The sequence below is a fragment of the Vampirovibrio chlorellavorus genome (genome assembly GCF_003149375.1).
GTDB classification, from domain to species: Bacteria; Cyanobacteriota; Vampirovibrionia; order Vampirovibrionales; family Vampirovibrionaceae; genus Vampirovibrio; species Vampirovibrio chlorellavorus_B.
Genome location: NZ_QFWH01000001.1, coordinates 1 through 22,381 on the forward strand (window position 1 = coordinate 1; position 22,381 = coordinate 22,381).

The 22,381-nt window shown below is 51.8% G+C and carries 20 protein-coding genes; 11 read left to right on the forward strand and 9 right to left on the reverse strand.

Annotation, left to right across the window (positions count from 1 at the left end):
* Positions 1 to 376 precede the first annotated feature (376 nt).
* Both DF283_RS00005 and DF283_RS00010 read right to left on the reverse strand, forming a co-directional pair.
* Positions 377 to 817, reverse strand: a complete 441-nt coding sequence (locus tag DF283_RS00005; protein ID WP_303672516.1) for a thermonuclease family protein — start codon at positions 815 to 817, stop codon at positions 377 to 379.
* On the reverse strand, positions 814 to 1,878 hold the full coding sequence (locus DF283_RS00010) for a hypothetical protein (protein WP_303672517.1): 1,065 nt from the start codon (positions 1,876 to 1,878) through the stop codon (positions 814 to 816). The genes DF283_RS00005 and DF283_RS00010 overlap by 4 nt, the downstream gene beginning before the upstream one ends.
* Before the next feature lie 209 nt (positions 1,879 to 2,087).
* Between DF283_RS00010 and DF283_RS00015 the strand changes: the two genes are divergently transcribed.
* On the forward strand, positions 2,088 to 2,393 hold the full coding sequence (locus DF283_RS00015) for a helix-turn-helix domain-containing protein (RefSeq protein WP_303672518.1): 306 nt from the start codon (positions 2,088 to 2,090) through the stop codon (positions 2,391 to 2,393).
* Between the two features lie 169 nt (positions 2,394 to 2,562).
* Entirely contained in the window at positions 2,563 to 2,955 is a 393-nt protein-coding gene (locus tag DF283_RS12775; protein WP_443082975.1) for a transposase, read from the forward strand.
* A gap of 91 nt (positions 2,956 to 3,046) precedes the next feature.
* Here DF283_RS12775 and DF283_RS00020 read toward each other — a convergent pair whose 3' ends face one another.
* The 3 genes from DF283_RS00020 to DF283_RS00030 form a co-directional block, all read right to left on the reverse strand.
* Positions 3,047 to 4,747: a DUF3987 domain-containing protein gene (locus tag DF283_RS00020; protein ID WP_303672519.1), complete on the reverse strand. Its 1,701-nt coding sequence runs from the start codon at positions 4,745 to 4,747 to the stop codon at positions 3,047 to 3,049.
* 343 nt (positions 4,748 to 5,090) lie between these two features.
* A complete protein-coding gene (locus tag DF283_RS00025) occupies positions 5,091 to 5,648 on the reverse strand; it encodes a hypothetical protein (protein WP_303672520.1) in 558 nt (185 codons plus the stop codon).
* Between the two features lie 13 nt (positions 5,649 to 5,661).
* Complete coding sequence (locus DF283_RS00030) at positions 5,662 to 6,747, reverse strand: tyrosine-type recombinase/integrase (RefSeq protein WP_303672521.1); 1,086 nt, start codon at positions 6,745 to 6,747, stop codon at positions 5,662 to 5,664.
* A gap of 536 nt (positions 6,748 to 7,283) precedes the next feature.
* Between DF283_RS00030 and DF283_RS00035 the strand changes: the two genes are divergently transcribed.
* Both DF283_RS00035 and DF283_RS00040 read left to right on the forward strand, forming a co-directional pair.
* Complete coding sequence (locus DF283_RS00035) at positions 7,284 to 7,634, forward strand: hypothetical protein (protein ID WP_303672522.1); 351 nt, start codon at positions 7,284 to 7,286, stop codon at positions 7,632 to 7,634.
* A gap of 53 nt (positions 7,635 to 7,687) precedes the next feature.
* Positions 7,688 to 8,035 carry a hypothetical protein gene (locus tag DF283_RS00040; RefSeq protein WP_303672524.1) on the forward strand — a complete coding sequence of 116 codons (348 nt, stop codon included), beginning with the start codon at positions 7,688 to 7,690 and terminating at the stop codon, positions 8,033 to 8,035.
* Between the two features lie 3 nt (positions 8,036 to 8,038).
* Here the strand turns inward: DF283_RS00040 and DF283_RS00045 are convergent, their stop codons facing one another.
* Complete coding sequence (locus DF283_RS00045; protein ID WP_303672526.1) at positions 8,039 to 9,694, reverse strand: DNA-binding protein; 1,656 nt, start codon at positions 9,692 to 9,694, stop codon at positions 8,039 to 8,041.
* A 300-nt stretch (positions 9,695 to 9,994) separates the two neighbouring features.
* On the opposite strand from DF283_RS00045, the gene lysA reads away from it, so the two are divergent.
* Positions 9,995 to 11,395 (forward strand): diaminopimelate decarboxylase, encoded by a 1,401-nt coding sequence (lysA, locus tag DF283_RS00050; RefSeq protein ID WP_303672528.1) that lies wholly within the window; start codon positions 9,995 to 9,997, stop codon positions 11,393 to 11,395.
* Between the two features lie 351 nt (positions 11,396 to 11,746).
* A complete protein-coding gene (cdaA, locus tag DF283_RS00055; protein ID WP_303672530.1) occupies positions 11,747 to 12,721 on the forward strand; it encodes a diadenylate cyclase CdaA in 975 nt (324 codons plus the stop codon).
* Between the two features lie 28 nt (positions 12,722 to 12,749).
* Here cdaA and DF283_RS00060 read toward each other — a convergent pair whose 3' ends face one another.
* Both DF283_RS00060 and DF283_RS00065 read right to left on the reverse strand, forming a co-directional pair.
* Positions 12,750 to 13,601, reverse strand: coding sequence for a hypothetical protein (locus tag DF283_RS00060; protein WP_303672532.1), 852 nt, complete (start codon positions 13,599 to 13,601; stop codon positions 12,750 to 12,752).
* Positions 13,598 to 15,058, reverse strand: a complete 1,461-nt coding sequence (locus tag DF283_RS00065; RefSeq protein WP_303672534.1) for a hypothetical protein — start codon at positions 15,056 to 15,058, stop codon at positions 13,598 to 13,600. Before DF283_RS00065 ends, DF283_RS00060 begins: the two co-directional genes overlap by 4 nt.
* A gap of 348 nt (positions 15,059 to 15,406) precedes the next feature.
* On the opposite strand from DF283_RS00065, the gene DF283_RS00070 reads away from it, so the two are divergent.
* The gene (locus DF283_RS00070; protein WP_303672535.1) at positions 15,407 to 16,828 is read left to right on the forward strand and encodes a hypothetical protein; all 1,422 of its coding nucleotides are present in this window, start codon (positions 15,407 to 15,409) and stop codon (positions 16,826 to 16,828) included.
* Complete coding sequence (locus DF283_RS00075) at positions 16,825 to 17,988, forward strand: hypothetical protein (RefSeq protein WP_303672537.1); 1,164 nt, start codon at positions 16,825 to 16,827, stop codon at positions 17,986 to 17,988. The genes DF283_RS00070 and DF283_RS00075 overlap by 4 nt, the downstream gene beginning before the upstream one ends.
* A gap of 16 nt (positions 17,989 to 18,004) precedes the next feature.
* Here the strand turns inward: DF283_RS00075 and DF283_RS00080 are convergent, their stop codons facing one another.
* Positions 18,005 to 19,417 (reverse strand): tetratricopeptide repeat protein, encoded by a 1,413-nt coding sequence (locus DF283_RS00080; protein ID WP_303672539.1) that lies wholly within the window; start codon positions 19,415 to 19,417, stop codon positions 18,005 to 18,007.
* 87 nt (positions 19,418 to 19,504) lie between these two features.
* Between DF283_RS00080 and waaF the strand changes: the two genes are divergently transcribed.
* The 3 genes from waaF to rpsT all read left to right on the forward strand — a co-directional run bounded on the left by waaF (position 19,505) and on the right by rpsT (position 22,123).
* The gene (gene waaF, locus DF283_RS00085; RefSeq protein ID WP_303672540.1) at positions 19,505 to 20,647 is read left to right on the forward strand and encodes a lipopolysaccharide heptosyltransferase II; all 1,143 of its coding nucleotides are present in this window, start codon (positions 19,505 to 19,507) and stop codon (positions 20,645 to 20,647) included.
* Positions 20,644 to 21,708, forward strand: a complete 1,065-nt coding sequence (locus DF283_RS00090) for a glycosyltransferase family 9 protein (protein WP_303672542.1) — start codon at positions 20,644 to 20,646, stop codon at positions 21,706 to 21,708. Before waaF ends, DF283_RS00090 begins: the two co-directional genes overlap by 4 nt.
* Positions 21,709 to 21,868: 160 nt before the next feature.
* A complete protein-coding gene (rpsT, locus tag DF283_RS00095; RefSeq protein WP_303672544.1) occupies positions 21,869 to 22,123 on the forward strand; it encodes a 30S ribosomal protein S20 in 255 nt (84 codons plus the stop codon).
* Positions 22,124 to 22,381 lie beyond the last annotated feature (258 nt).

The window sequence follows — 22,381 nt, forward strand, 5'->3', positions numbered from 1 at the left end:
CCGCTGCTTGGGAATCACTGGCTCAATCAGTTCCCATTGCTCGTCACTCAAGGGCTTCCAAGGCATACTCTATCCTCTTCTAAACCCTGGAATTCTAACCCAAAGTTACCGTATTGGCTCGAACTACAGTCCAATACTGTTGCGCAGTCTCAACCATCTATACCCGTTTAAGACTTGTTCTTGCCATTGCACCCTATTAGCAAGAGTGGACAAAATTTACGCAAGCCAAATGCGACGCCCCCCTGTCCTCATCCGTCCTTTCGGCTACTCAGGACTCCTTCGGAGAAGACCGGCGGCTCACGCCGCTTCTTCTGTTTAGGGAGCAAGATTTGTCGCAGCCTGATTTGCGCTTATCGCTAAACTTTAAGCCTATTCACTACTTACGCCTGCGGTAATCCCAAGGACGGAACCCGCCATCAGGAAATGACCATACCCCTCGGCCCATCTTTTGGGCAAAAGCTTGTGCGTTTTGGTATCGACCGCCAGAGTATTTCTCATAGTCATAAGCCAGTCCCCAGCCGACCAGTTCCTTCTGAACGTCCATGCCGTTGACAAAGACATCACAGACTCGACGCTTATAGCTCCAGCCACTACAGTCCAGCCGGGATTCTCGACCTTCCACCATCTGAGTCAGATAATCTCTTGCTTCCAGCGCAAAGGGTTGGCCTATTTCAGGAGCGTCAATCCCTGCGAACCGGACTCTTAAACCGCTTTCCAAAGTGCAAGTATCCCCATCATGGCAAGAGACAAACCGCTCGGCCATGGCAGGAGAAGCAAAAGCCAGAAAGAGCAAAAGGGAGAACAAAGCCTTCATCATTCAGACCGGCTGGGCCGTCCGCCCATCTGAATGGCTTGGCTCTTAGGGATATAGATACAATTACGGGTACACTTGTTCGCCCAGTAGCTATTGGGCTTATGGTAAATACCACTCTGCTGATTAAAGGCCACGATTTCATCTGGCGTAGACACGCTGGCAGAAGAAGTGGCAGTGGCAGGCTTTGCCTCTATGGGCTCTGACACAATTTGGACAGGCTGAGGCTCCGTCTGATTTAACGAAGGAGGCAAGATTGGAGATTTGGAGGGAGGTGTCACTCCAACGGGATGAGTAACCGGCTTTTGCGCTTTAGCTTGAGGAACGGTGTGGATAGGCGATGACTTGGCAACCCGAGGAGGCTGGTGGCTGAATGAGGATTGAGCCTGTGAGGGCTGGCTGATCCGCAAAGGCTCTGTTTGGGCTGGCGCACTGGTTGATATAGGCTCTGGCATTTTCGCCTCTTCTGGAGGCGCTGAAGGGCGTAGGGCATTTATCACCAGAAACAAAGTGCCAATGCTTAGCAAGGCAAGCACACCCCACTGGAAACCCGTCAGTTTCTGTTCGGGCGGCCATGGCTGGTAATCAATGACTTCCGCTTCTGTATAAGATTTAAAAGCCTGAGATGGCATGGGTTGTGGATGATAGCTTTGCCCAGACACTCTAGCGGGTAACAAAAGGGGTGCGCTATTGGAGCTCTGGGAATGCTTGGAAATTTCGCTTTTAAATATTTGCAGCAACTGCTTTCGGGCTCGCCAGCCCCCTTGTTCCACAACATCAGCCCAGCTAAACCGATAAATACGGACTCCCGCTAGCTGGATAGCGTTCTGGCGCTGGAAAAAATTGGAGAAGACATGCTTATAGCGAAAAAACTTTTCTCGCCCATCCAGCTCAATCCCGATTTTTTGGTTCGGCCCTTGGTAAACGTAGTCAATATAGTAGGTTTGACCATCCGCCTGGACTTCATACTGAGCGCTCAGGTACTCCCGCCAGTCACACCGGAAAACCTGAGAGAAAAGAATTTCAAAGCGACGCTCTAATTCAGAGCGCTCCTGTGAGCTAGCCATGGACCTATTCCTTCAAAGCGGCAGTAATTGAGAAGCCCATAAGAAACTTGGGCTCAATGGTTTTTATCGGGGCAACACAACGACAACCCATTCCGGGCGTGGTATTATAAGCGGTTGCTCCGCCTATAAATTCAGGCGGTTCAAGTCAAATGATTGCGTCACGCACCTCGTGACAAGTTGAAGTTATCACTTCAGCCGGAGCTTGTCAAATGTCCCGTTTGGGAGACCGCTTAAAAGAACTAAGAGGCAACCTTTCTCTAATGGATGTAGAGAAGGGCAGCGGCATTCCCCGGTTTACAATCAGTCGGTATGAATCTGGCGAAAACGTGCCATCACCAAGCAAAATAAAACAATTAGCCGCATTTTTTGAAATACCCTACCCTGAACTCAGAAAGACTTTTTACGAAGAACTTTTCCTGACAAACCCAGATGAAAAAGAGGCTATGCTGGCCTGTGTTTTTGAAAACTTGAATAAAGAAGAACTTTTAGCTCGCTTACACCAAATGGGCCAATAAAGGTTTGCATAAAGGCCATGGCGGGAAAACAGGTGTGAGCCAACTAGAATGGGCCAATTTACAGACTGCCTCCCCACCCTTAAATCCTAAAAACTTGTTTTTTCCACCACTAATGAAATTAAACCCCAACCCGCTTTTCTTCCAGTGCCTCTCACCTTAGAATAAAGGCATGAGACCCAATTGCCCCCGCTGTAAAAAGCCCTCCCCCTACAAGTACGGCCACGCTCTAGGCCGCCAGCGCTGGAAGTGCCAAGCCTGCGCTTATGCTTATACACTTTCCCGGCTTCGGCATAAGCCTGCTGATTGCCTCTACAAGGCCGCTGATTTATATGAACAGGGATTGAGCTCCAATCAGATTTCCAAACGACTTAACCTGTCACCTACCACTGTCTTGAAGTGGGCTCGCTTGCTCTCCGCTTCCAACGCTCGGATTCATCTAAAAAAGCCGAGAGCGGTTTACAGACCTGAAATAACGGAATCATTGTGGCAAATACGGCAACACAAAAAAACAGAACATCAATGTAAAGACTACTCAAAGCTATTTTGGACTAACCGACCATAAGCAAAGCGAAAGCTCCCCAAAATAGGGAGCAACGCAAAAGGTGTTGATCTTGTTGGAAAGTGTTGATTGGGCCTCCAACAGACCAAGCCCTTTAACTGATAAGGCATTCAGACTCATCGTTGAATTGTTGATCGTTGTCCTCCTCTACAAAGGAAATATCAACTATCTGGAAGGTGTTTTGTGAAACCGGGTCAACTTCATCAACATCAGGCTCAACCTCTTCAAGCACCGGCCTTTCTGGCGTTGAAAACTCATTCAACATCTCTTCAACAGTTTCAACCAGAGGCGCATCGCTAGGGTTATAAAACCGCCCTTCTACTTCTTGAATCAAGGCAGCGTCTAATAACTGGGCAATTGCGGGTCGAATCTGTTCCTGCTTATATTTGGTGCCTTGCTGAATATCTCGATGAATAGCCCCTTGCTTTCCTTTCTTCGAAATAAACGCTCTCACTTTTGCGGCGACAGGATCATGCTCCCCTTTACAGTTCAGCCGGAAGAGCGCTTCAGACTGCCTTGCGTAGTACCTGGCAAGTTTCAAGGCCGCCTCAAAGGTTGCCTCATCAATCGATACAGGCACTTCTGGATTCTCCAAGTCCGTCAGAAAACTGTTGACTACATGAAGCACTCCAGCAATCCGAATTGCGTTAGCCTCCATCTTGGGATAAATAGCTCGCACTGAGTCCTCATTGGCGCTTTGAATCAGTTGATTTACCTCATTCCTAAAGGCGACAAGGCGCTTTTGTGCCCCAGGACTGAAACGCAAGTATCGATTGTCATCGTGGGCTCTTTGCTCTGACAGGTAGCCAATGGGACGGCTAACCAACGCAGAGCAAAGAGTCATGAGTAAATCATCAAGGGCGCAATCGGGCACCTCAATGCTTAATTGACTCAGCCCAGTGGGCTTGGCGCAAATCAAATAACGGGCGAAGAAACCTCGAATATCACTATCCTGCTCCTCCCCTAGGATACGTTTCATCGCAGCCGGAGTAGCATCAGGATGCCCTGCTCCCACATAGGAAATACGAGGCTCCGATATCCGGCGCACCTCATTAACACGGGTGGTCGTTATGGACTCACCATCATGCAGCAGGTTCCAGTAGAGAGGGTCCGCACCTTGGCTAGCCCCTTTTTTATAAGCGCCCATCATTTTGAAATGATTTTCCGCCTCGTTACTACGGACCAACAAACCGCCATTGGGATTCTTAAGGAGCCCTAAAGACTCAATCGTAAATTGCTCAACCAGAAAAAGGTGCTGCTCTGGACAATGAGCAGAGGCCTTATCCTCGGCCGACAAGTCATCATAAGCTCGCTTGGCCTCCAGATACCGCTCATAACTCTGTTTCTGAATGCGAGACAATGGAGAGACACATTCTTTCATAACAGGGCTCTTACCCGTTCCGGTTCCTGCCAGAATCAAAGAAAAAAGAACAAACGGCTGAAAATACGTGGGAGCTGCCGCAATGGAACATTGCCCAATCAGACTACAAAAGACGGGCAGTAGAATAGTGATGAACCATTCCACGGGGGCACCTTTCAACCTAGCCGACTCCTCAATAGCGTCCGCTAAACGAAGGTGAAAGAAATCCTTTGCGTTCAAAGAGTCCAAGGAAGCGTCAATCACCTGTTTAGAGGCTTCATAAGCCTCGTTATCAAGACTTGCTTTTTCTATATTACTCATTGCCTTCCCCTTCTGCTTGAGGGTGAGCCGAGAAACCTTCACCTTGCAGCCATTCAAAAAAAGAAGGCAGGTGTACAAGGACTTTTCGCCCAAATTTGCGACAGACTCTTTCATTGAAACCATTAGTATTCCTGAACCTGTGCCAACGAATCGCTGGCACACTCAGCACATGTTGAAATTGATCCATCTTGCTCAAGGGAACAAGCTCATTCGGAATTGAGAAGATTTGATGCATGTTGTTGATTCCTGTTTATTTTTAACAGGTGCATCATGAGGGTAAAAACTGTCCGATGCCCGGACAGTTCTGAGACGATTTAAAGACAGAGCCAAAAAGCAGGCCAATCAAAGGATTCAGGCTGCCAGGCATCCAAAAACCCTTGCAATAACGTAGGACAACTTTGAGACAGACCTTAGACAATTTTTAGAAATGGGCTTATCCGCAAACCCCACATCGTTCTTACGTAACCTTTTGGAGTTCTACAGCGCTTTGAATAATCCGAATGCTCCAAAGCTTTTTTGGCTTACCTAGCTTTTTCTTCATCCGGCCGATTGTTTTACGAGCAGACTCTTCATTCATCTGCCATATTTCTGCCAACTCTTTAAAAGTAGCTTTACCATTGAACTCTGTCCAAACTTCCAAAACACGCTTTATCTCAAGTTGTGTAAACCCTTTTCTTTGCGCAAACCTAACCAGAATACCCTCATCATTTACAAGGTCCTCCGATGGCATAAATGGCTCTAAAGTCTCTCTATATGTTTTATAGCCCATAAGCTTTCGCAGCCCTACGGAGAGTGCCCACAAAGGGCTTTGGTCCGCCCTCTCAATTTCAGAATTCGGGTCCTCCCCAGCGAAATAACCCGCTTGCTGCCAAAGTACTCCAACTTGAGACAATTCGATATAAAAAAACTCATCGCCTTCAATCCGGGCTCCCCAACTGCGTATTAAGTGATCTATCTGTGCACGTTTTAGAACAGCCTCCACTTCCGCAATTTTACACCTTATGGCTTTCGGCATTGATGCGACACTCCTATTCAAAGCTTTTACCAAACCGGTGTTCGGCCATCTTCTTTAAGACGCCTGCTGTATGACTGTCATTCAAGTGACTATACCGCTTCACCATTGAAAGAGTCTTATGGCCGAGTATATCGGCAATTTCAAGCATACTGGCACCAGTCATGGCTAAGTAAGAAGCCGCCGTATGTCGTAAGTCATGAATCCGAAAATCCGCCAAATTGGCTTCTTTAACCGCTTTTTCCCATTGCTTACGAATGTCTTTAGGCTGCTTGCCATCATCTCGAGCAAAGACGTAGGGAGAGTCTATGCGTCGTGCTTTACTTAAAGCCTCAAGAAGTTGAGAGGCCAGTGGAACAATCGCAACACTCCGGCGCTCTCCATTTTTTGTTTTCTCAAATAACAAGGTTTTACGTTCAAAATCAATGTCTTGCCATCTTAAGCCCATAATTTCACCATAACGAGCTCCTGTCAGCAAAGCTAACATTACAACTGTGTATAGATATGGGCACTTACTGCTTTGGCAGGCGATTAATAGTCTTTCCTGCTCGACATCCGAAAGAAAGCGTACTCGCCCTCTTTCAGGCTGAGGCTTCTTAATTTCTTTAATTGGATTAGAGTCAAGCCAACCCAAGTCTTCCACGGCATAACTAAAACAAACGCTCAATGAGGCCAGATAGCGTATTACCGTTGCATTAGATAATTGCCGAGGCGTTTTCTGTCCCTTCTTAAGCATAGGCTCCTGTAATAACCTATCTTTCTGTTCAACTATTAAGGGAGGAGTGACATCCTTCAGTAAATAAACACCCAGTTGCGACTTCCACCATCGTAGCTGTGGACCAACGGTTTCTTTATCCCTGCCCCGTAATGGCAACTTCACCTGGATGTATTTGTCGATTAGCTGCCCTAAGGTCCGCTTGCTCGACTCGGAGGACTTAAAATATCGCCCTTCTCTTATTGCCGCCTCTGTCTTTTGCGCCCAAAGCTTTGCGTCTGTCTTGCGTTCAAAGGTAGCCGATTGCGCCGGGAATCCTGTCAAGCGGATTTTTGCCCGATGAGACACCTTTCCATTTTTATCTATGCGTGTTTCGAAGGATGGCATTACAAGACCTCGTTCACTGTCCCGTGGGACACTCATGGGACACTTCAGGACAATTCTCATCAAAAACAGCCCATCAATACCAACCACAAGAATATGCCAAAACCCGCTCCACATCAAATGGATACTAATTGAGGATTTCTGATATTATTAGCCTCTGCCACATTGACATTGTGGAGGTCACTGGTTCGAGTCCAGTATCGCCCACCATTCTCTCCCAAGGGTTTCCAGGTTTCGAGGGGCAAAGCAAAAACCGGCATTCGGGAAAAGGCCTGTATTGGGGAACTGAGCCCATCGATCTTTTGGCTTGCCAAAGTACCACGAGCCTCGGTCGTTGGCTTTGATGTGGCGGGTGTTTCAGCCTTTACTGCTGCGAGAGTAGGGGGTAAAAAATCCTTGCGGCGTCAAGATTTTGCGTCAGGATTTTGATAAAAGCGTGGTTATCCATTGCAACCATTTTGAAAAGCCGAACATTTATCCGGTTCAATTGAGTGCAAAGTTGGGAAGATAGGTTTCACGGAGAGTAAAGGACGTACAGGATGAAAAGATGTGTTTTGTTGCTGAGTGGATTCATCTTTTTACAAGGCTGCGCTAACTTTTGGGAAGATGAGAATCCAGCTCATTACACGCGGGACAAGGCGGCGGGTGCTGCGATGGAAAAACTGGTACGCTATGCGGATCTGCATCACGTACCAGTGTATCAGTTTCGAGGGCCGTATTTTATGGAGAGTTTAGGCGGCGATTTTCCAACTTACCGAGTGTGCTTTAAAATACCAAATTCATATTACTATTGCCACGATCATTTGACTGGTATTGAGGATTCAGGTCTTTATAAACGAGGAGTACCAAAGGACGATAGAAATTTATGGCTTGAAAAACAACCTGGTTAAAATGGTCAAAAAGTCAGCCGGATTAATTCTGTAAAACAAAAGAGATAAGCTGTATGAAAAAATGTATTTTACTGCTGAGTGGGTTTGTATTTTTACAAGGCTGCGCCCACCTGTGGGATAGTGAAGATCCTGCCGATTACACCAAAGACAAGGCGGCGGGAAGAGCCCTAACGAGGCTGGTACGCTATGCGGATTCACATAGCGTACCAGTATATGAATTCCGGGGGCCGTATTTTAAGGAGGTTTTGGGGGGCGCTTTTCCAGCTTATATTGTTTGTTATAAGCACCCAACTCATTTTTTTTGTTATGATGACTGGACAGGGAATGAAGATTCAGGTCTTTATGTCACTGGAGAAAGTCAAACAGAACGAATGAAATGGTTAAAAAAACAGCCGGACTGAATGTTATTTGATAATAAAGTCCTGAATCTTATATGTCTTCTTATAAAGGCCGCTTCCCCTTCCATATATGTTATAGCTGGTGCTGCCTGGTGGGGCTGTTCTATGGACGATCTCTGTACCCAAATTCCATTTTATTCCTCTTCGGGGATCGTTATCAAAGTCAAATCGATCAAGCTCCCCTTTTTTGCCAATTGGATAAATTCTGGCTTGCAGAGTTACTATTTGTTTTGAATAATCAATCAGGAGCTCTGGATTTTTGACATTTAAAAGCATTCTGCCAAATGCTGCGAATTTACCTGGAAGAATAGTTTTATCTAAATTGGGTTCAACGTCGGTAAAAACATCTTTGAAAGTGAGATAAGCCACTTTCCCGTTGCTTACCGGAAAACCATCCTCCAGCTTTTTACCGGACAAGCGCTCAATGATGGCCTTGCGGTCCTTACGTTTTAAGTTATCGGGATTGGATAAAAATTGTCGAAGCTGGGCGGAAAATAACTTGGGCATATTGATGTCGTTAGAGAAATCCAGTTTGGCCAGGTTGATTTCCACAGGCTGTCCTTCACCATTGAGAAAATGGTACCAAATCTTGTCGCTTAACTCTTGGTCATTGTTAAAATAAATTGGCTTTGGCGGGAAGTTGGACTTGGGGCCAATCGCTTTTTCTCCAGATTTGGGTGGTTTGTAACGCAAGGAAACACTACCGGATTCCGCGATTAAATTATCAGGCACATCCGTTACTATTTCACCAGAAGAGGCGATAAGCCGTGCCTGTCTTTGAGTTGCCTGTTCGTTCGCCCAATTCTGAAGTTCAATTGCTCGCCTTTGGGCCTGGGCTAGTTCAATTTGCGCTTGGTAATAAGCCTGCTGAGCCTCCACTTGCTGGCGTTTCCAAACAGCATTTTGCGTAGCCTGTAGTTGCTCCTGAAACCCGACGGGCTTGCTGGCGTGGGCGATATTGGCTTGAATCCAGCCGGAATCTTCCTGAATCGGACCGATGAATTGTTGGACTGACGGGTTGAATAAATTCTGAAAGGCTTGAGCCACTAGAGAATTTGAGGCTGGTTCCGGCGAACTGTAAGCCACTGACGATGGCGAACTGCTTGGCCAGTCGTTGATGGGTAATGGAGGCTGCTGGCTTGCTTCAACGATTCCCTTTGCGATCGCTTCACCCTTTTGGGTCGCTTGCTGGTTGGCCTGCCATCTTTCTTGTAGTTGAACTTGTACCTGGTTTCTCAGTGTTTGTAGCCTATCCCCCACCATGGGGTTTAACCGGGCGGATGGCAAAGGGGCCGCCTCTGGAATGGCCCGTAAAGGCAGTGGTTCCACAACAGGCAAAGGCGGCCTGGGCCTGGCGGGTAGTGTCAACGGTTCCTCGTTGGCGAAGGTTAAGGGCCTGGTTAAGGCACTGGCAATGGTATCCGCCAGCATACTAAATAGCGCCACCACAAAGGTCTTATCGATCTGTGCCGCTGATTCAGGGTCAGATTCCGGTTCCGGCTCCGGGTCTGGATTTGGATCGGGTTCTGGGTCTGGAGATCTTTCAGCCCGGGCAGTGCAGGTATATTCGCCGGTTCTGGGGTCAATACCACAGCCTTCCTCCTCTGCTGAGGCGTATAGGACACTGGGCGGATTTATTCTATATCTGGGTGCAAAGCGCATTGGTTCCTCCTCTAGTAGTAGGGGCTTGATTTTGTCTGGCGTATCGTTTCACGTCCGGCAGAAAACAATGGGGACGGAGTTGAGGGAGAATTGAATTTAGGCTCAAACCACTCTGGCATCCGATTTGAAAGATGCCCAGCGAAGGAGCTTTACGATTTCCCCAGTAGACCGCATCCGGCTTTCGCATTTGATGCGCTTCCTCCCCGGCCCTTCTTCTAAGGATCGGCCCCAAATTTACAAGCCCATCCTCATAGGGCATAATGAAAGCACTTTCCCCCTTTCACCCAAAAAGGATTGCACATGAGCAGCGCATTCTTCCCCGGCGAGCTGGAGCAACCGGCGCCCAACACCTCCCTGAAACCCATTTCCTACACGCTGGATGACAACAATCAACCGCTGGTGGGCGGGGTCAATCTGGTGGAACTGGCCCGCACCCATGGCACCCCCTTGTTCGTACTGGATGAAACCACCATTCGGGCCGCCGCCAAAGCCTATACCCAAACGCTGGCTGCCGCTTATCCCGCCGCCAGTTTGCCGCTTTACGCCTGCAAGGCCAACATGAACATGGGACTGGTCAAACTGATGGAGCAGTGCGGCATGGGGCTGGACGTGGTATCTGGTGGAGAGTTGTACACGGCCATTCAGGCCGGTTTCCCCATGGAGCGGGTGCTGTTTAACGGCAACAACAAAACCGCCCAGGAGCTGGAGCTGGCCATTCACCATGGAATCGGCCGCATTTCCGCTGATAACTTCCAGGATCTGGAGCTGATTCACAAAATTGCCGCCGCCAAGGGTAAAAAAGTGGATGTCCTGTTGCGCATTACCCCCGGTATTGAGTGCCACACCCACGATTACATTAAAACCGGCCATGTGGACAGCAAGTTCGGCTTTGATTTAAGCCAGTTACCAGTCGCCATTGACCGCATTCTGGAAGAATTCCGGGAGACCATTGTCCTGAAGGGACTGCACGCGCACATCGGCTCTCAAATCTTTGAGGTCAGACCCTATGAAGACCTCATCGAAGTCATGATGAACATCTACTACAATATTCGGGAACAGTACAGCGGGCTGGTACTGGAAGACATTGATTTGGGGGGCGGTCTGGGCATTACCTACACCGGACAGGACGATCCTCCGGCGGTGCCCGATGCGGTGACCCGCATCGCCGAAAAGCTGGCCGCCTATGCCAAGCGATTAAACTACCCCTTGCCCCGATTGCTGATGGAACCGGGCCGCAGCCTGATTGCCACTGCAGGCCTGACCCTGTATTCGGTGGGTAGTATGAAAGATGTGCCCGGCGTGCGTAAATACGTGGCCGTGGATGGGGGCATGGGCGATAACATCCGCCCGGCGCTCTATCAGGCACAATATTCCGCGCTGGTCGCCAATAAAGTGGGCGCGCCTGTAGAAGAAACGGTCAGCATTGTAGGCAAATACTGCGAATCCGGCGATATTTTGATCAAGGGCCTGCCAGTACCCCGCCTGGAGAACGGCGATGTGCTGGTGGTATTTGGCACAGGCGCCTATAACTACAGCATGGCCTCCAACTACAACCGCTTTCCCCGTCCGGCGGTGGTTTTGGTAGGGAACGGCAAAGCACACGTGCTGGTTCAACGGGAAACCTACGATACCATCATTCAGCAGGATCTCATCCCCGCTCATCTGCGCCGGGTGGGCGAAGCCTCCTCGTCTTTGGCCTAAGCGAGCCAATTAAAGGCTCGTTTTATCAATTCAGACCCTCTACTCCGCTTTTTGCCCCCAAGCGCTGGACTGAATGCTGGAAAATTGCTGTGCTGGATCGCAAGCCAATGCGATATGCGTTAAAATAAAAAAAAGTGTTCTTGATCCACCAGTCAAGGGCGCTTTTTCTGAAACGGTGTGTCTCTCGGGTGAATCCAGGGCGCGGATCAATATCGCTTGCCTGGAAACACCCCGTCTCTGAAACTTTTTTGCAAACAGGCCGTATTCCAGGTGAGTCGGGTTTAGATCCTAGGTCTTTTGCAAGCGACGGTTTCCAATACCCTATTCAATTAGCAACATTGGTAAGTTTAGATGATGGAATGGATAATCCAGCAGTGGGCCCCTGACCAACAGGCCGTCTTGCCTGTGGTCAACGTGCTGGCTCAAATCGCCATTCTGACGGGGATTATCTATTACGTTTACGTTCGTTTTATTCGCAAAAGCCAGGCCGAACAGCTCTTGAAAGGGCTGTTCATTATGTTGATGCTGTTTGTGGGCATGTGGTGGCTGGCCAACATTTTCCATATGCCCATGCTGGAAAACATTTTTGCCGCCACCATTCAAATCCTCTTTATCGGCCTGATTGTTATTTTTCAGCCGGAATTGCGCCGCATGCTCCTGTTTCTGGGGCAGGGCGAATTATTTGGCGGCAGTTCAGTCACCCAGTCTCCGGAAGAGTCCAAGGCCGAATACCTGATACACGAGTTAACCGAAACGGTGCGCTTTCTCAGCAAAGCCAAGCGGGGCGCCCTGATCGTACTGGAATCTCCCAACAGCCACGGTGGCGATTACCTGGAAATGGGCACCGCCCTGGATGCCAAACTCAGTACCGAGCTGATGCTGACCATTTTTCACCATAACACCCCCTTACACGACGGCGCGGTGCTGATTGGCACCAATAACCGGGTAGTAGCCGCAGGCGTACTGCTGCCTTTAACGGAAGATCCCAAGCTGAGCTGGCAGTACGGCACCCGGCACCGGGCTGCCATTGGCCTGACTGAAATTTCTGATAGCCGGTGCATCGTGATTTCCGAGGAAACGGGCTCGGTTTCACTGGTGCAGGATGGCAAGCTGGAAAAAATGGCCAATGCCGAGGAATTGCGCAAGACGTTGGGCCGTTGGTACGCCGTCTCCGTGGAGCGCCCCGATGAAAAAAAAGTGCCGCTGGGGGAAAAGTTGTCCGGCCTGTTCGGGGGAGAGTCGTCTCCTGGGCCATTTCAGAAAATCTTTCAGGGGAAAAACCTGCCTTCAAGCGGAAGCAAGCCCAAACCCGGCGCCGGTCATTAAACCCTGACCGCCTTGATCTCTTGTGCTGCTAGCCGTGTTGTTGCAGGGGTAGACCATTGGGCGCCTGATTCATCGGGACAGGAGAAGCCGACACAATGGGCTGAAATCTGGGCAATTGGGGCGGACGGGGAAAGGAAGGTTTTTGCAGCGCCATTTCGCGCGCTCTGACGTTTTTCTGGGTCAGATAAAAGTTGAGATAGTTGATGCCAATGCCCAACAAACCAATGGTGGAAAGTAAGCCCATACCGGTGGCCATGTTCCGGTGATGTAACAGTTTTTTATAATATTTTTCCACCCGCTGGAAATTGCCACTGCTTTTTTCGATGCTGGCGTTTTCCAGGCGGGCGATGGCCTGGGTTTTCATGTCCCGCACCTGTTCACTGGTGGGGATGGCATAGCCTGAAATGGGATTCCACTTTTTAAGGGTGGCCCAAAGCCCGGTCTCATTGTTTCGGTTGGGCTGGATCAGGGCCTTTTCCATTTCCTGGGATGGAAACACCTTGAGGTAGAGCCGTTGAAGGGTGGGGGTGCCAAAAAACCAGAAGGCGTAACCCACGGAATCCCGTAAGGCGCTTTCCCGGATTTCGTTCCAGCTTTGGGAGGGGCTGGCTTTGCGCCGCTCGTTGGCCGCAATCAGTCGCCACAAAATGCAACCGGCGTACACCAGCTGGATCTGCCCCACGTGGGAAAAGCCCAGATCCCGAAAGTCAAAGTACTGCAAGGCCTTGCTGATTTTGGGTGGCACTTGCTTCAGGCCGGTTGGCGCGGCACTGCCAAATTGAACCTTGGGAATGGCTGCCTTGCGGAGAACCGCTGGATGTGGGCTAATCAAGGTATCGGAAGCGGTATTGTGAATGCGGGCACCTGTCTGCTGAATCATGCCAGAATCCCCCCACTGACGGAGGACTGCTGAAAGCCGGCGGTCGGTCGGAAGTTGTGATGAGGCGGCGCGGGAGGCGGCAACAAGGCGGATTTCTGATGAGCGGTCAAACCCGGTAAACTGCCTTCTCCGGGGAAGAACATGCGCCCGCCATGCTTTTGGGCGGTAATGTACTGATTATAAAAGGTAAAAAGCCCCGCGGCCCCTAGGGACAAAGCCACCGGAATCCAGGTGAGGGCATGCTTGTGCTTGACGGCAGCCGTGATCAGGCCATCTTCCGCCTTGGGCAGTACCTGGTGTAAAAAGCCCGATTGGGCCCGCCCAAACAGTTTGTTTTCCAGCACCGCCACATCACCCTTCGATTCGTGCGTGGCCCGGTCAATATAATGCTCCAGATAATACTTCAGTTCCCGCAGCACGTTTTTACGATTCTGAAAGCCGGACAAACGCTCCGAGCCCTTTTCAATATGAATGGTGCCGGTGACCCCATAATCCAGCGCTTTTTTGTCCACCAGTTCCACGAAGGTTTCCGTACCTTGCCTAGAGTCCTGATAGAGCTTAAACCGGGTCTGCTTCAGCGCTTTTTTATGGTAGGTTTCATCTTTCAGCTTTTTGGCCATCTGCCTATCGGCGGAATCATCCCCTGCAAACTGCTTCAACCGCTGTTCAGCGGCCTCATCCAGTTTCAGGGTGCCCATATCAGGCTTGTCAGGGACGGCCCCCTTGGGCTCAAAGAACTTGGCCAACTCCTCACACGCTTCCGGGGAGAGTTTCCCGTTGCGGGCTTCCAATGTCTTGCCCAAGGTATCCAGTTGGCCGTTGGTCAGTGTGCCACCCAGTTTTTCGATTTCTGCGTCAGCGGCCTTTGGGCCCAATATCTTGGCTAAATTTTCCTTTAAAAATTTCAGGCGCTGTTCAGGATCTTCAATTTTTTCCAGACTCTCTCGCTGGGCGGCCCACATAAACTGGGGATTGTCAGACACCATTGAGCCCAAAACAGTGTTCACAAAGGCTGTACGGGCTTCACCGGCATTCAGCTTGTTTGCCAGGGCGGACTGATAAAGCTGGTTAAAGGCGTTCAGGTTGGCGGCATTAATGTGGGCGTCCAGCGGAAGCCCATGCGGGTTGTAGCGATTCACCCGGTTGCCCAGCATCTTGAGCATGCCCCAGCCAAACCAGCCGGTAATAAGCACATTTCCCACCAATCCTGAAAATTCCCGCAGGAAGGTTTCCCGCCCATCATCCGCTCCCCGCTTATGGTAGGCCAGGGCGGTACGGGGCACAATCATGCCAATCCCGTCGGAGGCCATCAGCTCCAGTAGCCGATTGCTGTCAACAAAACCGATCAGGTTGGAAAATCCATCAACCAGCCCCGAGAATTTGGGCGTGGACGGTTGACTGGGCTTTCGGTACTGGCGGCTGGAATGGGAGTATAGCGTGAGTGGTTTTGCTTCCATTACCATCAGTCTTACGTACAGTTAAAAGAACACTATCCGCTGGTATTAAAACCAAGCAGGGACATGCGTGTTAGTTTGTTAATAAGTGTTACATTTATAGGGGTTTATCACCCTGGACTGATTAAGATTAAACCAGTTCATCCACCGAAAAAACCTCATTCACATTTCTTAACAAGCTAGCACCAGATCATGTTGACTCTCTTTTATAGACTCACCTCGGATTTCAGTCAGTATTTTTCCCAAGTGGATGTGTAATTCTCAACGATGACCCAACCGGTTGGACATGGAGGCTACAAACCTCCCCATCACCTGCCCCCTGCCGTGCGCCCAAAGGCCGCTGACAGGAGAATGGCGCCTTCCACCCAAAGCGGATCGGCTTCGGGCGTGAAGTTTGGGGGCGCCCTCCTGAACGGTTCGGTCAATACCTTTCAAAATATCACCGAGGTTTTCCTGTGGGGCTTTTTGGCCCAGGACATGGTGGCGATGTGGATGCCCCGGGTGTGGACCTCCTTGCAGGAAGGCAAGGTTTCCTACGATCCCAGTCAGGATCCGGCGGTTAAAAACAAGCCTTTCCGGGAGCAGGTGGGGGCCTGGCTGTCCGGGAACTGGAAGGGCTTGAACTGGGTCAATTTTTACGAGGGAACCAAGCGAGAAATCGCTACAGGCCCTGGCCTGTTGGCGGTACCCGCTGTGGCGTACATGTTAAACCGGGCCACCCTGAATCCTTCTGTGGAGCTGTCGGCAGAGAGCATCAAGGGTCTGGGCGAGGGGTTGCAGGCTCGTGTGGGGAAAAAGACTTTTACTGATAAATCCGAGTTGATTGCTGAGGCCAAACAATACCTGCGTGAGGGATTTGCCGATATTGAGCAGGTGGCCGATCACGGTTTGCAGGCACCGCATGTCAAGCCTGAAACTAAAATAAAAGCTCAGAAGATGGCAAAAGACATTCAGGGGCTGATTAGAGACTGGGTGAACGCCGAGGTGAATGAGTCTGTGGCCTTTGCCGAGAATAATGGTTTCACACGAGTGTCTAACGGGTTTAAACGCTTGGTTACCAAAGAGAAACCGTCCTCTAAAGGCGAAGAGGCTTTTAAGGAACTGAAAAGCAAGCTCTGGGACTTTAACCGCGAGTATCGCGTAAACGCTTATACCCAGTTGGGTGGAGTCATTGAGGACACAGCGCCTTTGAACAACACCGGCAAAACATGGTTCACCTATCGCCCGGATAAGCTGGAAAGCGGCCTGGTGAAACAGCGCAATTTCGCCGAAATTCGCAACGACGTTTCCCGGGTGGGGGGCTTCCTGAACAAACTGTGGGCCAACATGGAAAAAGAAGGCCAAACCGTGGCGGGCGATGTTGCTGAAAAAACCTGGAAGCAATTGATGCGCAACAAGTGGTTGATGGGCGCAGGAGTGACCATTCTGACTGCGGCCTATCTGGTGAAGCTGGCCTTCTGGGCGCAAAATCACGGTACCTATCAGGCCACCCGCCTGCTGAAGGAAGAAGAAGCCGCTGCCCGCAAGAATCATCATCACGACAACAAGCGTCCTGGCTGTCAGCAGCCTTCAGTCATGCCTTTTCAAGCCGGTTTGCCTTTTGGTGGGGAACCGGCTTTTTCACGCTGGGGACAAGCCAGCGTCTTGAACCCGGCGGCTCCGGCTAGCCTGACCCACGGGCGGGTTTCCCCGTTTACTGCTCCGTTGGGCCTGCAACGCGGCGGCTATGCCAGCCCCACCTCCAGACAGTGGACTGAAGGGGGGCAAGCATGAGCCAGATTCGCTTTGGCGCCAGTGAGCCTTTTGCTTACCAGGCCGCCCAGTGGACTTATGATCTGCCGAAAAAGGCCGAAAAAGCCCTGACCCCCAAACTGGGAGAAAGAGTCAGCCGCTTTATCGGCAATCAGTTGAAATCCGACTTTTCGCAATATACCAGTGTTTCCTTGGGGCCTGTTAAAGCCCTGCTGGCGGAGCCGCCCCGTCTGCCCTTGTTGTTGCTGCTATACCCCGGTACCGTAGGCCCCCGCTTGTACCGGGCTTACCAGCGGGGCAAGGAAAACAACGACTTCCGGGAAATGGGCGATGTGTTGCGCCGGGATTTGACCGCCATCACCCTGTTTGTGTTCGCCTTGGCCCCTTTGGTTTATGGGGTCAGCAAATTCACCCAGAGCAAAACCGGGGTGAATCTGGTGAAGCCCAAAGAGGGCGGCATGCTCAGTTACTCGGATTTTCGGAATTACAAGATTGATAACCCCCAAGCCCTGTGGCAGGTGGTGAAAGAAGGCAACGGCGAAGGCCTGCAAAAGGCCATTAATGCCCTGAACGATGGTGGCCTGCAAAAGACCATTGATGCCCTAGACAATGTTGAACTGAAGCAAAAATACGCGAAGGCCCCGGTCGCTGACGCCTTAAACCAATTGAAGCAGAGTGTTAAAAACTTTGTGAAAACCCATGCGCCCAAGCCGGATGCGGACATTAACAAGAAAGCGGCCTTGGATGCAGCCGAAAAAACGTTTGAGAAGTTTAATCTTGTAGATAAGAGCGTCGAAAACGCCCTGAATCTGGGGAAAGAAGACGGTTCCAAGCAGATCCTGAAGATTGCCACCCGCTTGCAGGGGCAAGCCAAAGGGGCACTGGAAAATTACGCCAAGGTACGCCGTCTGCCCTCCGATATGCTGAGTTTCGCCGTACTGATTGCCTTTATTGGCTGGTTCCCCATGTGGATTAACGGGGTTTGGAATAAACGGCAGTTTGAGAAAAAGCAGGCCATGAAAGCCCAGGCTCCTGCCCCAGCGGTGGAAAAATCCCCGGTGCTGCCAGCCCCCACCCTGACGCCGACTTTCCGTCAGCAGGCGATTCCTTTTCAGCCCGCCTTGAATCCGTTTGCCTCCCCGGCTTTGGCTCAGCGACCCATGAATCCGTTCATTCGCTAGGCCACCCGTCCCATCTTTAGCGCCGAAGCCCCTGTTTATGGGTGTGCTGGATGTGGGCCAGATTGCTTCTGGCTTTTTCATGGTTTTTATCCAGACTGAGTACCTTTTTATAGAACTTGATGGCCTTGTTAATGTCTTTCTTGCGCTCCAGGGCCACAGCCAGATTGTAAAAGGCGTCGGTGTAGTTGGGGTCAAGCCGAATGGCAGCGCTCAATAGCTGAATGGCTTTCTCCAGATTGCCCTCCACGCCGTACAGCGTACCCAGCCCAAAGCAGGCCCTCGGGTTGTGGGGTTCCAGCTCCAGCACCTTCTGGTAATGGGTCAGGGCTTCCTGAACCAGACCTTTTTGATCCTGCAAAACGGCCAGTTCATAGTGGCAGCTGGCATCGTTGGCATTAATGGACAAAGCCAGCTCAAAATGACGCATGGCCTTGCCATTGTCCTTGGCTTCTATCAGCGCTTTCCCGAGATTGTAGTGGATATCGGCGTTGCTATCATCGTAAACCAAGGCGTCCTGATAGTGCTGAATGGCTCCCCGGGGGTCTTGCGCCTGATACAGCTTGACCCCTTCGTTGCACAAGGCGGCGGCCAACTGGTTTTTAATGGCCCGGATAAAGGTGGCATCCATTCTGGCGGTGGCCTGCTCTTGCAAAATTCGCTTGAACTGTTCAATAGCCCGGACATATTCGCCCTGATCGAAGTAGGCTTGCCCCACTTTACCCCAGTAATACAGCTGATCCTGCGGGTTCAGGCTAATCAGATTCTCCAGAGAGGCGATGGCCTTGGGGTAGTCACCCAGTTTCATCAGATATTCGGCCAGCAATTCCTGATATTTGGTTGGGTCAGGGAGGATTTCAATCAGCTTTTGAAGGGGCTCCAGCGCTTCCTGATAGCGGTTTTCCTGCTCCAGCAGCTTGATTTGCAGCTTGAGAGACTCTGTGTGAACCGGGTTGATCTTGAGCGCCTTGCTCAGGGCGTTACTGGCTTTCTCCGCATTGTGCAGGTGCTGATAAACGCGGGCCATTTCATAGTGGGCTTCCACCTGCTTGGGATTCAACTCCAGCGAAGCCTTAAAGGCGGCCAGCGCATTCTTGAAATCTTCCCGCTGCAGGTGCAGGCGCCCCACTTTAAAGTGAATGGAGGGGTCTTCCGGTTTGAGTTTGATGGCCTCCTTGAAGTGATATAAGGCTTGTTCGTACTGGAACTTCCGCACGTAGGCGTTACCCTGATTCAGATGCTCAATCAGGCTATTGTGATCTCTGGGAGAAGGTTCCGCAGGGCTGCCGGGGGTCGAGGCAGACCCTGTATTGCCGGAAGAGACTGATTTTTCGGGGGGCTTGCGCAGCAAAATAAAGATAATGGCAGCGGAAACCACGGTGACCAGTATGGCCACCATCATCAACTCCGAGCTGTTATGCAACCAATCCAATGGAGATTCCCGCTAATTTTGTTTTTGACCCTTACTTTCATTATAAGTTACATTGTTCATACCAGCCGCAGGCAACCGCCGTATCCCATGAAGTACCCTCAACCCTCCGTTTCTAATCCTCCCGCCGCCCGACGCATTTTAATCGTGCGACTGAGCGCCCATGGCGATGTGACGCACACCCTGCCCTTGCTGGCGGCCCTGAAACGCCAGTATCCCAACGCCTTTGTGGGCTGGCTGGTGGAGGCCTCCGCCGCCCCCCTGCTGGAAAATCATCCCCTGATTGATCGGTTGCACGTTTCCCATCGCAAGCGCTGGCTCTCCTGCCTGGCAAAACCCGCCCAGTGGCCATCCTTATGGCAGGAGGTGGAGGCTTTTGTGCGAGAGCTACGAGCCGAAGGCTATCAACTCAGTTTTGATGTGCAAGGCCTCCTGAAAAGCGCTATTTGGCCCTGGCTGGCGAAAATCCCGCTGCGGTACGGCTTTAAGGCCACCCGGGAAAGTGCCGATTGGTTCTACAACCACCGGCTTCCTCCCATGAGCATCCGGGATGCCCAGACACCTGCCGTGCAGCGCTATCTGGATTTTGCCCGGGCCATTGGCTGTCAGGTCGAAGCCCCTGAATTCATACTCCCCCCGCTGCCTGCACAGACGGCGGCCAAGGTGGAGGTCCTACTGTCTTTACTACCCTTGCCTTCCCAGCCATTAGTGGTGCTGGCCTCCTTTACCCGCTGGCCCAGCAAACATTGGCCCATGGGACATTGGGCCCAGCTGCTGCCTTTGCTGCTTGAACTGAACGTTTCGGTGGTGCTGCTGGGGGCTGCCAGTGACGCCCCTCGGGCCACCACCATTCTGGGAGAGCATGCCGGGTCGCCGCAAGTTTTGAACCTGGTGGGCCAAACCGATTGGCCCGATTTATACGCCCTGTTTCAGCGGGCTCACTTACTGATTGGGCTGGATAGCGCCCCCCTGCACATTGCTGATGCCGTGGGCGGGCCTAAAATCATCGGGCTGTATGGCCCCACCGCCCCCGGCCGAACGGGCCCCGTGGGCGGGCAACACACCATCCTGACCGCCCAACTGGACTGTCAACCCTGTTTTGAGCGGGATTGCCCCCTAAAAACCACGGCCTGCATGAGTCAACTAACCCCGCAGCAGGTACTTCAACAGGTTCGGAAGGCCTTGGGGCTGGCGGCTTCCTCAGCGCCACTGACTCAGGAGCCCTGGGCATGAGGCGCCTGCTGGTGATTCGCTGGGGGGCTTTGGGCGATCTCATTCATGCCTCCGCCGCCGTTCAGGCGCTCAAGCAGGCGTATCCGGAGATGGAAGTCCACTGGCTAACCAGCCCCGCCTATCGGGCCTTGGTGGCCTCGTTTGCAGGCGTGGATCGGGTGTGGACGTGGGAGAAGGGGCAAGGCCTCTGGGCTTTGGGGCAGTTGGCCGGACAGTTCCGTAAAGTGGGGATGGATGGGGTCATCAATCTGCACCCGTCGCTGAAGTCGCTGCTGTTCACCGCGCTGGTCAGGCCTCGCGGCAGTGCAGTGTATCGTAAGGAAAAATTACGCAGCAAGGGGCAAGGGCAACGGGCCATCCCCCGTCGGCATGCCGCCAGCGACTTTTACCAGCCTTTCCAGCGCTTATTTCCAGCGCTGCCCGATGGTTTACCCACGATTCCCGCCTTACCCCCCAGCGTATTAAGGCAGGCGGCCGTTCCCGTCAAGCCCGACGGCGCTGTCTGGGTAGGCCTGATTCCGGGCGTGGGGGCCAAACGCGGCAACCGGGCCTGGGCAATCTCCGCTTACGTCCGGCTGATTGAGACACTGTTGGGCCAGAACCCAGAACTTCAGGTGCTGTTGGTGGGTGGCCCGGAGGAACGGGCATTGGTTCAGCAAATTCTGGATGAACTGGCCACAGCGCCGGGACACAGCAATCCACGGGTGCAAAACCACTGCGGACGCTACGACATTCTGGGCACAGCCAGTGTCTTGGCCCAATGTGATGTGGTGGTGGGCGGCGATACCGGGCCCATGCATCTGGCCGCCGCCACCGGGGTAGCGGTGGTGGGTATTTTCGGGCCAACCGCTTTATCCCGAACCGGCCCATTGGCCCATGGAGCGTCCAGGATGATCACGCCCCCGGGGGACTTGGCCTGCTGGCCCTGTGAACAGGCCGATTGTCCCTATACGGATGCTGAGCGGCAGTTGGCCTGCATGCGCCAGATTTCAGTGGCGCAGGTGGAATCCGCCGTTCTCGCCCTACTCCCAAACCCTCCTGCGGGGACACCTGAGAGGTGAGTGGCCCCTGCTCGCATTTGCCCCGCGTTGCCCCATGGGCCCTGTTGCCCTCATGTTGATCGCCTTTTGTGTTGATGCTATAAGTGAAAGCCTAAGATTTACCGATTTTTATCGAACCCGTATTTAGTGTGTCCCCTCAACCGTAAAAAGGTATTGCATCTTGCCAAGAATTAAATCCGCCAAGAAACGTGTTGATGTTGCCGAGCGCAACCGCCAACGCAACATTGCTTTCAAATCCGCCATCAGAACCGCCATGAAAAAAGCCCTGAACGGCGAGCCAGCCGCCCGTCAGGAAGGGTTGAAACTGGCTTACAGCTTATTGGATCGCGCTGTCCTCAAAGGCATTCTGCACAAGAATACCGCCGCGCGCTACAAATCCAAAATCGCGGTGGCGCTGAATCACACGGCTGCCTAGACAACCGCATTCTTGCACTTTAAAAAGTCCTTTGTTGTATGGCAAAGGACTTTTTAGTGCTTACAATCAAGGTCAGCCTCCCCGAGGTGCCATTTTGCTCCCTGCTGGAGAACAGGGCGCCCAGCCAGCGCCTTTTCAAAGGCCAAACGGGGCTTTTCGGGGGCAGTTGTCTGCTGGCAAACCCCAGCGGAACACAGCCTTGCCAAGCGGCGCTGGCGGGAACCTCAGCCCAAGGGCGAACCCTCATCCATTGGCCGA

Bases quoted from the DNA above. Each gene is read 5' to 3' on its own strand.
- DF283_RS00005 (WP_303672516.1), bottom strand. From the start codon at position 817: ATGATGAAGGCTTTGTTCTCCCTTTTGCTCTTTCTGGCTTTTGCTTCT.
- DF283_RS00010 (WP_303672517.1), bottom strand. From the start codon at position 1,878: ATGGCTAGCTCACAGGAGCGCTCTGAATTAGAGCGTCGCTTTGAAATT.
- DF283_RS00015 (WP_303672518.1), top strand. From the start codon at position 2,088: ATGTCCCGTTTGGGAGACCGCTTAAAAGAACTAAGAGGCAACCTTTCT.
- DF283_RS12775 (WP_443082975.1), top strand. From the start codon at position 2,563: ATGAGACCCAATTGCCCCCGCTGTAAAAAGCCCTCCCCCTACAAGTAC.
- DF283_RS00020 (WP_303672519.1), bottom strand. From the start codon at position 4,747: ATGAAAGAGTCTGTCGCAAATTTGGGCGAAAAGTCCTTGTACACCTGC.
- DF283_RS00025 (WP_303672520.1), bottom strand. From the start codon at position 5,648: ATGCCGAAAGCCATAAGGTGTAAAATTGCGGAAGTGGAGGCTGTTCTA.
- DF283_RS00030 (WP_303672521.1), bottom strand. From the start codon at position 6,747: ATGCCATCCTTCGAAACACGCATAGATAAAAATGGAAAGGTGTCTCAT.
- DF283_RS00035 (WP_303672522.1), top strand. From the start codon at position 7,284: ATGAAAAGATGTGTTTTGTTGCTGAGTGGATTCATCTTTTTACAAGGC.
- DF283_RS00040 (WP_303672524.1), top strand. From the start codon at position 7,688: ATGAAAAAATGTATTTTACTGCTGAGTGGGTTTGTATTTTTACAAGGC.
- DF283_RS00045 (WP_303672526.1), bottom strand. From the start codon at position 9,694: ATGCGCTTTGCACCCAGATATAGAATAAATCCGCCCAGTGTCCTATAC.
- lysA (WP_303672528.1), top strand. From the start codon at position 9,995: ATGAGCAGCGCATTCTTCCCCGGCGAGCTGGAGCAACCGGCGCCCAAC.
- cdaA (WP_303672530.1), top strand. From the start codon at position 11,747: ATGATGGAATGGATAATCCAGCAGTGGGCCCCTGACCAACAGGCCGTC.
- DF283_RS00060 (WP_303672532.1), bottom strand. From the start codon at position 13,601: ATGATTCAGCAGACAGGTGCCCGCATTCACAATACCGCTTCCGATACC.
- DF283_RS00065 (WP_303672534.1), bottom strand. From the start codon at position 15,058: ATGGAAGCAAAACCACTCACGCTATACTCCCATTCCAGCCGCCAGTAC.
- DF283_RS00070 (WP_303672535.1), top strand. From the start codon at position 15,407: ATGGCGCCTTCCACCCAAAGCGGATCGGCTTCGGGCGTGAAGTTTGGG.
- DF283_RS00075 (WP_303672537.1), top strand. From the start codon at position 16,825: ATGAGCCAGATTCGCTTTGGCGCCAGTGAGCCTTTTGCTTACCAGGCC.
- waaF (WP_303672540.1), top strand. From the start codon at position 19,505: ATGAAGTACCCTCAACCCTCCGTTTCTAATCCTCCCGCCGCCCGACGC.
- DF283_RS00090 (WP_303672542.1), top strand. From the start codon at position 20,644: ATGAGGCGCCTGCTGGTGATTCGCTGGGGGGCTTTGGGCGATCTCATT.